At 65.2% G+C, this 11,838-nt stretch carries 10 protein-coding genes; 7 read left to right on the top strand and 3 right to left on the bottom strand.

From position 1 onward, the window contains the following. Nucleotides 1-53: 53 nt before the first annotated feature. Nucleotides 54-263 carry a 50S ribosomal protein L28 gene (gene rpmB, locus HDR50_RS08140; RefSeq protein WP_165078983.1) on the bottom strand — a complete coding sequence of 70 codons (210 nt, stop codon included), beginning with the start codon at nucleotides 261-263 and terminating at the stop codon, nucleotides 54-56. Nucleotides 264-588: 325 nt separating this feature from the next. Here rpmB and HDR50_RS08135 point away from each other — a divergent pair, with 325 nt between their 5' ends. The 3 genes from HDR50_RS08135 to HDR50_RS08125 all read left to right on the top strand — a co-directional run bounded on the left by HDR50_RS08135 (nucleotide 589) and on the right by HDR50_RS08125 (nucleotide 3,743). Further along, a complete protein-coding gene (locus HDR50_RS08135) occupies nucleotides 589-792 on the top strand; it encodes a hypothetical protein (protein ID WP_291357640.1) in 204 nt (67 codons plus the stop codon). Nucleotides 793-987: 195 nt separating this feature from the next. Continuing rightward, nucleotides 988-2,853: a 3-phosphoshikimate 1-carboxyvinyltransferase gene (locus HDR50_RS08130; protein WP_291357639.1), complete on the top strand. Its 1,866-nt coding sequence runs from the start codon at nucleotides 988-990 to the stop codon at nucleotides 2,851-2,853. Continuing rightward, nucleotides 2,847-3,743, top strand: a complete 897-nt coding sequence (locus HDR50_RS08125) for a VIT1/CCC1 transporter family protein (protein ID WP_291357638.1) — start codon at nucleotides 2,847-2,849, stop codon at nucleotides 3,741-3,743. The genes HDR50_RS08130 and HDR50_RS08125 overlap by 7 nt, the downstream gene beginning before the upstream one ends. An 87-nt stretch (nucleotides 3,744-3,830) precedes the next feature. Here the strand turns inward: HDR50_RS08125 and HDR50_RS08120 are convergent, their stop codons facing one another. Continuing rightward, complete coding sequence (locus HDR50_RS08120; RefSeq protein WP_291357637.1) at nucleotides 3,831-5,405, bottom strand: ammonia-forming cytochrome c nitrite reductase subunit c552; 1,575 nt, start codon at nucleotides 5,403-5,405, stop codon at nucleotides 3,831-3,833. Beyond that, nucleotides 5,398-5,829 (bottom strand): NapC/NirT family cytochrome c, encoded by a 432-nt coding sequence (locus HDR50_RS08115; protein WP_291357636.1) that lies wholly within the window; start codon nucleotides 5,827-5,829, stop codon nucleotides 5,398-5,400. The genes HDR50_RS08120 and HDR50_RS08115 overlap by 8 nt, the downstream gene beginning before the upstream one ends. A 209-nt stretch (nucleotides 5,830-6,038) precedes the next feature. On the opposite strand from HDR50_RS08115, the gene HDR50_RS08110 reads away from it, so the two are divergent. The 4 genes from HDR50_RS08110 to fliS form a co-directional block, all read left to right on the top strand. Beyond that, complete coding sequence (locus HDR50_RS08110; protein WP_291357635.1) at nucleotides 6,039-6,971, top strand: DMT family transporter; 933 nt, start codon at nucleotides 6,039-6,041, stop codon at nucleotides 6,969-6,971. Beyond that, nucleotides 6,955-7,602, top strand: coding sequence for an RdgB/HAM1 family non-canonical purine NTP pyrophosphatase (gene rdgB, locus HDR50_RS08105; RefSeq protein WP_291357634.1), 648 nt, complete (start codon nucleotides 6,955-6,957; stop codon nucleotides 7,600-7,602). The genes HDR50_RS08110 and rdgB overlap by 17 nt, the downstream gene beginning before the upstream one ends. A 279-nt stretch (nucleotides 7,603-7,881) precedes the next feature. After that, nucleotides 7,882-11,073, top strand: a complete 3,192-nt coding sequence (gene fliD, locus HDR50_RS08100) for a flagellar filament capping protein FliD (RefSeq protein WP_291357633.1) — start codon at nucleotides 7,882-7,884, stop codon at nucleotides 11,071-11,073. 135 nt (nucleotides 11,074-11,208) lie between these two features. Continuing rightward, a partial coding sequence (gene fliS, locus HDR50_RS08095) for a flagellar export chaperone FliS (protein WP_291357632.1) occupies nucleotides 11,209-11,838 on the top strand: 630 nt, incomplete at its 3' end.

The raw sequence follows: 11,838 nt of genomic DNA, 5'->3' as shown, positions 1-11,838 counted from the left end.
AGAGCCCCGGCATCTGCTGCCGGGGCTCCCGGGATCGTTCGGAGGGCTTCTGCCTAGTCCGCCTTGCGGACAGCGGGCTTGGACACAAGGCCGGAGCGCAGGCAACGGGTGCAGACCGTGAGCGTCCGCACGCTGCCGTCGGGGAACTGGTGGCGCACGCGCTGCAGGTTGGGGTTGAAGCGGCGCTTGGTCTTGATGTTGGAGTGGCTCACCAGGTTGCCCACCTGGGGCTTTTTGCCGCAGAAATCACATTCCTTGCTCATGTGTTCCTCCATATATGCGCTGAAAACTGTCCCACATGGGAGGCACTCCCGGCGGGGAACTCATTACCGTCAGGCGCTTACCGCGTGAACGGCGAACATAGTCCCTTCCTGAAGAAAATTCAAGTATTTTCCCGCGGGCGGCGGCGAGGGCGCACGGGGCAGGCGCGAGGCCTGCGACCGGAGGCCAACCTTCTCCGCTTGACAAGCGTGCGCGCCGGCCTTAAGTACCCCGTCTTCTCCGGCGCGGGTCGCGCCGGGAAGTCGCCGGGAATTCCCCTGTGCGAGAAGCGGCGGCCCTGTGCCGCCACAGAGGAGTCATGCTGAAATGTTGAGTTTTGCAAGAAACGAGCGCGGCATCCGTCTTGCTTCCGCTGCCATCGTTCTCCTGCCCGTCGTTGCCCTGATCGTCTCCACCAGCCGGTCGGCGCTGCTTGACCTCGCGGTGGCCCTCGTCTACTGCGCCTTCGCGGCCGTGGCCTTCATGGGCCTCTTGCTGGAGCGCGCCGAGGAAGAGGAAGGCAAGGAATAGCCCTAAAGCGGGGCCGGCCCCGCGCCGCCTTTCGGCGGATGTGTTCCCCAAGGATGAGCCCGGTCTTTATAAAAGGCCGGGCTTTTCTCTGGCCGGCCGAGGCTCGTGCGCGCCGGCAGCCGCAGCTTGCAAGGCCGGGCTTTTCCGGCTAGTTTGCTCCTTTATTCTCAGTCATTTCGCCAGTGCGGAGACAGTATGAGCGACTTTTCCGAAGAGCGGGGGCGCCCCCGCCAATCAGGCGCGCCGGCTGAACGGCGCCGGCACCCGGGCCCGGGCGTGGCCCGGAAGGTCCCCCGGGATACGGGCCAGGGCCGGGAGCGGCGCACCGAAAAGAGGGCGCCGGGCGCGCCTTCGCTGAAAGACGCTGTGGTCGACATCGACCGCGACATCCTCCGCCTGCTGCTCAAGCGCCACAACCTGCTGGAGCGCATGCGCGGCGGCAAGCCCCGGCTCGACCCGGCCGAGGAGAAATTTCTGCGCGAGGCGTGGCAGAAGGCGGTGGCCCGCGTGAGCCGCGATGCCGACCTCTCCGGCCGTTTTTTCGCCCTGATGCAGGATGCGGCCTTTCTGCCGCGCCCTGCCGCCGCTGAAAGCGAGGGCGCGGCGGCCCAGCAGCCCCCCGCCGGGGCTGAGCGCCGGGAAGCATTCAACCTGGCGCCGCCGCACAAGCCGGTGGAGATTTCCCTCACCGCCCCGCTTTCCTGCCGTGAAACGCGGGCCTGGCTCTTTCTCGCCGCGGCCTCGGGGCAGCCCGTGCAGCTCACGCCCTGCCTGATGAACGACCCCCTCGTGGACCTGATCAAGGCACTGAACCAGCTCGGGGCATCGGTCACGCGCGAGCAGGACGCGGTCGTGGGCCGGCCGGCGGAGCCCATGGGCCGGCCCGACAAGGTCGTCTATGTGGGCGACAGCCTCTGGAACCTCTTTCTCCTGCTCGCCTTCTATGTGGGGCGCCCCTCCCGGGTGAAATTCCTCGGCGAGACGGAGCTCAAGCTCGTTGACCTCTCCTCCACGCGGCGCTTTTTGCCGCAGCTCGGCGCGCGCTTCACCCATGTCATCCCCCGCAGTTCCGGGTTGCCCGCGCGGCTGGAGTGCTCCGGCATCGTGCCGGGCCGGGCCGATCTGCCGCCGGATGTGCCGGCCGCCCTCGGCGCCGCGCTGCTTCTGGCCGCGCCCTTCTTTGAGCGCGAGTTCACGCTCGGGCTTTCCGGCCATCCCGGCTGCGACGAAGTGCTCGCCTTCGCCCTGCCGCTGCTCAGGAGCGCCGGCATCGCGGTGACTGAGCAGGACAGCGCCGTCACCGTGCAGCCCGGCATGCCCAGGCTGCCGCAGGCGCCGGCGCTCCCCATGGATGCCGGGCTGGCAGCCTTTTTGCTGGCTCTCGCCATGCCCCTGGGCGGGGAGGTGCGCCTGACGGGCGCGTGGCCTGACGGCCCGGAAGCGGCTGCCGCCCGGCAGATTCTGGAGGCCCTGGGGCTGCCGCTGGCGGCCGGGCCTGGCGCCCTTGGCGTAAAGCTGGAGGCGCCCCGCGCCGCTGCCCGCCTTTCAACACTGCCGCCGGCGGCGCTGGCGGCCCTTCCCGAAGGGCTCGCGCCCCTGCCGCTGGCCCTCGCGGCCTGCGCGACCCTCGCCGGCGCCACGGCGGATGCGCCCGAGGCCGCGCTCGCGGCCCTGCGCTGCCCGCCGGCCCTGGCCGCGGACTTTTTTGCCGCCGCGGGGCTGGAGCTCGTTGACGGCGCCCTGCGCCTGAGCCCGGAGCTTCAGCGCGACGCCGGCAAGGAGTTTTCCGCACCCGTGTGGAACGCCCCGGCCCCGGCCTGGGCGCTGGCGCTGGCGCTCGCGGCCTGTGCGCGCCCCGAGCGCTGCCACGGCTTCCGGCTCGGGAATCCGGGTGTGCTGACGGCGGTCTATCCCGGCTTCTGGGCGCTGTATAATAGCCTGCCCAAGCCGTCGCCAAGAAAGCGGGAGGAGCCCGAAGCCGCGCCCCCGGCCCGCGGGCGGCGTATCCGCACAAGCATGGCAGCGGTGCTGCCGCCCGAGCCGGAGGGCGACGAATGGTAAACAAGGACGAAGCCCAGGCGCATCACCCTGCGCGCGAGCGCATGCTCCGGCGCCTCTATGCCGTTGACCGCGCCAATGGCCGGCTCCTCCGCATGCTTGCGCGCCGGGCATCTGCCAAGGGTCCGCATGTGCTGCTGGACAGGCTCGCCTTCCATTGTGACCAGCGCCTCACCGTCATCGGGCAGCACATGGAGGGGCCGCTTCCCCCCAAGCGCCTTTCGGTGCTGTTGGCGCTGTGCCTCTTGCGCGTGCTCTTCTGGGGGCTCGCCCTGCGCATCATGGAGCGGCGCCTCCAGCGCCAGTCGCGCCGCTACAGCCGCCTCGAGCGGCATTATCCCCTCATGCCCGGCGCGGTGGAGGCCGTGGACGCCGACGCCGAAAAACTCGGGGCCTATCTCGGCGACAGCGACGCCGACACCTTCATGAGCGCCGTGGTATTGGGCCTCAACGACGCGCTGGTGGAAATGACCGGCGCGCTCGCCGGCTTCACCATGGTGCTCCAGGACAACCGGCTCATCACGCTGGCCGGCTTCACCACGGGCATCGCGGCCACTCTCTCCATGGCGGCCTCGGAGTTTTTCTCGCAAAAGGCGGCGGCGGACGGCGGCCAGCCGCGCCTCGCGGCCATGTATACCGGCCTCGCCTATCTCGTCACCGTCCTTTTGCTTCTCCTGCCCTTCATGCTCGTGCCCAACGCGCTCACGGCCCTGGCCATCTGCATGGTCATCGCCTGCCTCATCATCCTGGTCTTCACCTGGGTGGATGCGCTCCTGCGCGGGATGAGCTTCTGGCGCGGCTTTCTCCAGATGGCGGGCATCAGCTTCGGCGTGGCGCTGGCCATCTTTCTCCTGAGCTGGCTCGTGCGGGCGTGGCTCGGGATCGAAATCTGACCGCCCCCTCCAGAAATCAGCCATGAAAAAAAGGAGCCCGCAAATTTTACGGGCTCCCTTCATTGTATCGGACTTTTTGGCTCGTCCCTACTTGGCGGCGGCTTCCTGCTGCGTCACCGGCCGGTAGTCCTGGCCGAACCACACCTGCGGCGCCTCGGGGAAGGTGGGCAGGATCTTGGTCCACGGGTTCTGCTGCAGGAACTCATGGTCCTGCTGGAGCTTGCGGCTCATCTTGAGCATGGGCGGCACCAGCTTCTTGATGTCCTGGGCCATGATGGGCGCGATGCCCCAGTTGGTGGCCTGTTCGGCCAGCTCCACGGCCTTCTGGCTGCACTCCATGGAGGTCATGAGCGTGTCCAGCGACTTGGAGGGATTGTGGAAGCCCACGCCGTTCTCGGCGGAGACATAATCCCAGAACATCTGGCCCTTGCGGTTGATCTCCCGTGCTTCGGCCATGAGCCTGTCATAGTCGGGCGACTTGGGGCCGTCCCAAATCATGGCCTGGCGGATGGCCTCGTGCGCGCGCACGGAGGCCTCTTCGGCCTTGAGGAGCTGGTTGTACGTCTTGGACTGGACATAGAGCACCCGGCCCTTGAGGTATTCGGGCGTCTTGTCATAGTGGCACTGGCGGCAGGCGCGCAGTTCCGGGTCCTTCAGGGGCGAGGTCATCCAGTGGCTGGAGAACTTGGCGCCGCCCTGGCGCATGTAGGGCATGTGGCAGTCCGCGCAGGAGACGCCGGCCGAGCCGTGGGGGCCGTTGCTCCACATCTCGTAGTCCGGGTGCTGCATCTTGATGCACGGGGTCTTGGAGGCGGCGTGCACGAAGTCCACGAACTGGGTTTCCTTGCCCTCGGCATTCTTGGGGCCGTGAGACTTATAGTATTGATACATGTCCTCCGGGTCGAGGCCGTTGTCCCACGGGAAGACCGGCTTGGCCGTGGGGCCGTTGCCCTTGGCCGTGAAATAGTATTCCACATGGCACTGGGCGCACACGAGGCTGCGCTTTTCGTTGCGCGAGATCTTGCTCCAGTCGCGGCCCGAGCGCTTGAGCCAGTCCTGCAGGGGCACGGAATAGAGCCGAAGCTCCATGGTGGCCGGGTCATGACAGGTGGCGCAGGAGATGGAATTCTGGATCTCGTTGATCTTATCCGGCGCGCGGAAGCTGTTCACGTCCTTGGCCCAGAATTCGTCGCCATATTCCTTGATCCAGTTCATCATCTTGGGCGTCTTGCAGTTCCAGCAGGTCGCCGGCAGGCCGCCCTTTTCCGCATAGCGGTTGATGCGGTCGATGTTGACGAAATCCTCGATGGCGCGGGTGTGGCCCCTGGTCTCGTTGTATTCGTACATGAAGGGGTAGCCGAGCCACAGGTTCTTGAGGTAGGGCTGCGCGTACTTGTAGCCCACGGGCAGCGGGTCCACGTTGTCGTTCTTGTGATAGGGGATGGAGCCTTTGTAGACCGTCATCTCCTTGTCACGGTTGTTCCACATGTAGGTTTCGTACTGGTTGGGGAACTGCTGCTTGAAGGCGTCCATGGAGATGTTGTCCGGGTTGATGCCCGTCTTGTAGGTGGGCGCCTTCAATTCGGTATTGACATCGTTGCAGCCGCACGCGAGCAGCGCCGCAAGGGCGATGCAGCTGAGAGAAAAGCCTTTCTTAATCATAGCCCACCGTCCTTTCGCTTATGGGAGTGAGACGCCTGTGCGCGACGCTTCTGTGGCAATCCGTGCAATAGGGCTTGACGGCCATGCTGGCCACCGTGGCATTGACCGGCGCGTGGCAGTTGATGCAGTTCTGGTTGACCACATCGCGGTGCCTTTTGGAGGCCGGGATGGGAATGCTCTTGCCCTGGAAGTTGCCGATGATGTCTTCCGCACCGGCCTGGGCCTTGAAGGGGATCTTGGCGAGCAGGGCATGCGGCGCGTGGCACTCGTTACAGGAAAGATTCGCGTGCATGCCCATTTTCTGCGTCACCGCCGCCTCGTGCATGATATGGCAGGTGGCGCAGAACTGCCGCTGGTCGGTTGCGTTCAGCGCCCAGGCGAACACCGCGGAAAGCACGACGCCGATGACAAGGCCGCTGAACAAAAATCTCCACACATGGGACGCAGGCTTTTTGCCCGGCCCGTTCCTGGCACCATCCATGAGACCCCCCTTGATCAGGCAGTTCAGGTTGCGTGGGCCTTTTCCCGAGGTGTAGCTGCTTTGAAAAATTTTTGCAAGAGCCAGTCAACATTGACAGCAAGGCGTCCGCGGGCCAAGGTGCCCCTTGTTGCATTTTTGAGACAGGGAATTCCATGAAGCAGGGCTTTCTCGGCTATGGCAGCGCGTTGCTCGCCACCATCATCTGGTCGGGCAACTTCGTGGCCGCGCGCGCCGTGGCGGCGCTCATACCGCCGTGGCAGTGCAATTTCTGGCGCTGGCTCGTGGCGCTCATTGTTATCCTGCCCTTCGCATGGAAGGGCCTTGGCAAGGACTGGTCCGCCATCCGCCGGGAGTGGCGCTACCTCTCGTTCATGGCGATCCTGGGCGTCACGCTCATGAACACGCTCATCTACAAGGCCGGGCAGACCACGGCAAGCCTCAACATGGCGCTCCTCGTGCCCACGGCGCCCATCGTCATCCTCGTGTTTTCGCGCGTGCTCTACGGCGAGCCCATCACGGCGCGCCGCCTCGCCGGTGTGCTGCTCGTGCTGGCCGGGGTGGGCCTTCTGGTGAGCCGGGGCGACCTCGCCACGCTCACAGGGCTGCATTTCGCCAGCGGCGATGTCTGGGCGCTTGGCGGCGCCATCTGTTTCGGCCTCTATTCGCTCTTCATGCGCCGGCGCCCGCGGGAGCTCTCGGCCCTGGGTTTCAATGTGGCTACCTTCGCCCTGGGGCTCCTGTTTTCGCTGCCCTTCACCGCGGCCGAGGCCTGCCTTTTGCCGTTGCCAAAACTGGAGCCGGCGGTCATCATCAGTATCATCTATACTGGCGTGGGCTGCTCCTTCGTGTCGTTCTGGCTCTGGACACTGGCCGTGGACAGGATAGGGCCGGTGAAGGCCGGCATCGTGTATTACAGCCTGCCGGTCTTCGCGGCCGTGGGCTCCTTCCTCATATTGGGCGAGCGTGTGACCGGGGCGCAGCTCGCGGGCGGCTCGCTCGTCATCGGCGGCATCCTCGCGGCCACCTGGCCGCACAGGGGCGCAACAGCAGAACAAGGAGAAAAGGAACATGGGGACGAAACCTGAGGCGCAAGGCGCCCGTCCGCGCGTGGTACTCGCCACGCGCAATGCCGGCAAGATCGCCGAGCTCTCAGGCCCGCTCGCGGCCTTCGGCGTGGAGCTCGTGGGGCTCGACGCCTTCCCCGAGATCGGCGAGATCGAGGAAAATGGCGCGACCTTTGAGGAAAACGCGCTCATCAAGGCCCGCGCCGTGGCCAAGGCCACGGGCCTCACCGCCATCGCCGACGATTCGGGCCTCATGGTGGAGGCGCTCGCGGGCGCGCCCGGCGTGCATTCGGCGCGCTATTCAGATGACCTCGAGATGCTGCCTGGCGAAAACCGCGACGGGCGCAACATCCGCAAGCTGCTCGCCGCCATGGCCGACATGCCCGAAGGGGAACGCGGCTGCCGCTTCGTGACGGCCATGGCCGCAGTGCGCCCGGACGGCCGCGAGCTCACCGTGCGCGGCGAGTGGCCCGGCACCCTCCTTGCAAGACCCCGCGGGAGCAACGGCTTCGGCTATGACCCCGTATTCTATGACGCGGACGTAGGCCGCACGGCGGCGGAGCTCACCCGGGAGGAAAAAACTGCCCGCAGCCACCGGGGCAGGGCGGCCGCGGCCCTGCTGGCGCGCTGGGCGGACTTCATGGGCGCCTGAGGGGCGGCGTCCCGGCCACTCCCGGTGCCGGCATTCCGTCGCCGGCGCCAAATGTTTGAAAGGCTCTAAACTTTTTCTCGCAAACGCCGATTGCTCTGAAAGAGGCGCCCGTGCTTGTTCCGCGGCAGCGGGGTGGCCGGCGCGCCCCCCGGCCCGGGCCGGATGCGGCGAACATGTTTGCACACATCTTGCAAAGCATTGGGCGCAAGAACAGGCAAGCAAAGTTTTCCGTATACCGGCCCCGGAGCGGGGCAGAATATTTCACGGCAAGAGGCGACCATGGGCATCAGTATTTCCGGTTCCAACGCCATTTCCGGTCTCGGCGGCAACGATACCGATTTTGACAAGGTATTGACGCAGCTCAAGCAGATCGAGAAGACCCAGCTGAACCGCCTGGAAGCCTGGAAGAGCGACTGGAAACTGCGCTATGACGGCTTCACCCAGATCATTGAGCAGATCCAGGCCGCCAGCAGCATGCTCTCGCAGCTGAGCGACAGGAACAACTTTGTCTCCAAGCTCGTCAATTCGAGCAATGACAATATCCTCACCGCCGTGGCCAATGCCTCGGCCCAGGACGTGCAGCACACCGTCAAGGTGAACCAGGTGGCGAGCAACGCCATCTGGGCCAATACCGGCCATGTCTTCGAGTCCAAGACGGACATCATCAACACCACCGGCGAGAACCAGTATTTCAGCTACACCTACGCCGGCAAGCGCCACGACTTCAAGGTGCCGCCCAACACCACGCTCGATTCCTTCGTCAGCATGGTGAACAATTCCTCGGAAAATCCGGGCATCAAGGTGAGCCTCATCCAGACGGGCTCGGGCTATGTCTTCCAGGTGGCCGGCAAGGACACCGGCGCAGCCAACGACCTTATCATCCACGACAGCAAGCTCGTGGGCATGGACGCCTCGGGCTCCACCTCCACCTGGCAGACCAACGCGGCCCTCGACCTTGACCAGTCCATGACCGCGCCCACCAAGTATGTCTTTGACCTCGTGCTCGCCAACGGCACGAAGAAGACCGTCACCGTGAGCGGCGACAAGTCGCCCGAAGACCTGTGCGTGGCCCTGGAGAACGCCGCCGGCAAGGGCGTCATCAAGGCGTCAGTCGATGAAAACGGCACCCTCACCGTGTCGGGCGTGCAGTCCATCAGCCGGCGCACCAACAAGGACGAGGCCTATGTGCCCGCCTCCACCCAGGTGACGCTTTCTGGCGAGCTCAAGAACAACAAGGGCGAATACGTCAAGCTCAATGAGGCGGGCGGCCTCGCCGAGGGCCTCGGCGACGACGACCTCATCTCCTTCACCATGGAGATGGAGGACGGCACCACCCGCACCTTCGAGATCAAGGCCGGCGCCACCAAGCGCGACCTGCTCGTGCAGATGGCGCAGGCCACGCAGGAGGGCTCGAGCCTCGATATCGGCCTCATGGGCGCGAGCTGGGGCACCAATCTTTCCGGCGTCACGGGCCTGACCTTCGCGGCGCAGAACGGCGGCCCGCTCAACGAATCCGCCCTCAAGACCAAGACCACTGAAGCCACGGGCGTCAAGGACACCCTGGGCGGCAGCCTTTCCTCCACCACCACCTTGACCTTCAAGAGCGACAAGCTCTCTGACCGTATCGACGGCAAGAAGGCCGGGGAGGATGCCGATACCCTCGTCTATACCCTCGTCAAGGACGACGGCGAGGCGGTCTATCTCACCATTTCGAGTGGCGCGACCAACCAGGATTTGCGGGACGCCATCGCCGGCCTGGGGATCGATGTGGAGGCGGATGACGACGCCGGCACTCTCGACCTCAAGGGCATCAAGAGTTTCAGGCTCACCACGGGCGCGGTCTCCAATCCGGCCTACAGCACGAGCCTTTCGGCCACCACCACCATCCCGGCCACCAGCGGCGACCCCTCCTCGGGCGACCTCTTTTTCCAGCCGGCGGAGGGCGGCTTCCAGCTCGAGNAGACGCCGGACCTCGTCTANTCCATCACCACCAACAGCGGNGNCAAGGGCACCCTGACCCTCGCCTCCGGCACGTCCATGAAGGATGTGCTTTCGGCCCTCAAGGACCCCACNAACGCNGGCTGGNCCTGGACGGACGAAGCGGGCGACCCNGCNNCCGCCCCGGCGGACTTCGGCGTGANGTTCACGGATGCCAANGGCAACGAATATCTGGACGCCAGCGGCAACCCGCTCTCNCTCGACGNNATCGACGGNCCGGTCTACCTGANNTTCNNCAATGTGCAGGCNGCNTCNGGCCCGGGCGTCACCGGCCAGGTGGCNACGAGCTCCAACTGGAATATCCAGCGCGCGGCCAATGCCCGCTACCAGGTGGACAACTGGCCCATCGAGATGGAGTCGGCNANCAACAAGATCACCGATGTCATNGAGGGCGTGGTCTTCACCATCCAGGATACCGGCGAGGCGCGCCTTGCCGTGAGCACGGACATCACCTCGGTGGANCAGTCCATCCAGAACTTCCTGGANGCGGTCAACTCCGTNCTGCTCACGGTCAACGANCTCATGAAGTACGACGAGACCAAGGANGTCACGTCCAACGACCCCAACGACATCGGGANNGACAACTACAGCCCCTCGGGCCTCACCAACCAGAAGGGCGGCATCCTNATGGGCAACTACGGCGTGCAGCTCTTCAAGTCGCGCTTCTCGAGCGTGCTTTCTTCCTCGCCGCCAGGCTTCAAGAGCCGCCAGTCCGCCACNGACATGCTTTCCGGCGACGTGCTCGCGAGCCTCGCCAACCTCGGTATCAAGACCGATACGGACGAGAACAGCGACACCTACGGCCTCCTTGTCATNGCTCCCAATTCCACCCTTGCGGAGCTNCAGTCCATCGACAAGGAAAACTACAGCAACATGATCACCAACAACCTGGAAGCCGTGGTGGATTTCTTCTGCGCGAGCGGCACAGGTTCCTCCACCAGNACNGATTTCCGCTACGGCAGCCATGTCGAGGGCATCACCAAGGGCGGCAATTACGAAGTNTCGTACACGGTGGACGNGGNCGGCAACATCACCAAGGTGATGGTGGGNGGCGTNGAGGCCAAGCGCGANGANAGCCAGNCCGGCTATTANTACAGCGTTGCNTCCGGCGATGCGCGCGGCCTNTCNNTNCTCATNGACGACCTCACCCCNGGCGANCATCCNCCGGCCGGCGNNGANCCCATGTATGTNCGCATCAAGCAGGGCCTCGTGCAGACCACGCAGAGCTTNCTCAAGAGCGGAGCTGGTCTTCAACGATGTGANCATCTCGGCCAATTCCACGCCGAAGCAGATCGAGGACGCCATGGCNCTCAAGGCCCAGAACGGCGCCCTCATGTCCCTGCGCGACAATTACATGAACGTCATGAANAACATCGACGTCAAGATCGAGCGCGAACAGNGNCGCCTNGAGACCTGGGAGGCGCGNCAGAAGGCCATCTTCGCCAATCTGGAGACACTGCTCAAGCAGTATGACGAAAAGCAGACATCCCTGGAAGCGCAGCTCAAGCAACTGAGNGGCAACAGCTAGGGCAGTCGGATAGATGAGGGCCGCTCCGGCTGGCGGGCCGGCGCGGGCACCACAACGGGAAACGAGAAGAGGAACGGCACATGAACAAAGCGGCAAATGCCTATTTTCAAACCAAGGTCAGCACCACNGATCAGGGGCAGCTNCTCCTCATGCTCTATGACGGNGCGCTNCGCTATCTCCAGCAGGCGCGGGACAAGATGCTCGCCAAGGATTTCGCGGGCAAGGGCATCCTCATTTCCAAGGTCATCGACATCGTCAACGAGCTTNCCNCNTCGCTGAACATGGAGAAGGGCGGCAGCCTCGCCACCAACCTCAACAACCTGTACNTNCTNTGCACGGCNNGGCTGCTCCAGGCCAACCTCAAGATGAACNTCGAGTCGCTGGACAGNGTGGTGCAGATNTTGTCGGGCCTGCGCGGCGCCTATGCCCAGATCATCGAGACGCCCGAGGCCCGCAAGGCCGCGGCCGAGATCGCCGGGCGCATGCAGCCCGTGGGCTCGGTGAGCAAGAAGGCCCAGCCCCTCATGCAGGGCACCACGGCCGCNGTGCCGCGCACNCACGCGCAGGCCGTCTATGGCCGCAANGCCATGCGCNCNCAGNCTNCCGCNGCTCCNGCNGNCGCCCCGGCGGCTCCGGCTGCCCCTGCGGCAACTCCTGCCGCCGCGGCAGCCCCGACGCAAGCCGCCGCGCAGGCCGCCGCCGCGCCGGTG

Source organism: Desulfovibrio sp., from assembly GCF_014803725.1.
GTDB lineage: Bacteria > Desulfobacterota > Desulfovibrionia > Desulfovibrionales > Desulfovibrionaceae > Desulfovibrio.
Note: the sequence above shows the minus strand (reverse complement) of the source record. Positions and strands in the feature narration are given on the sequence as shown.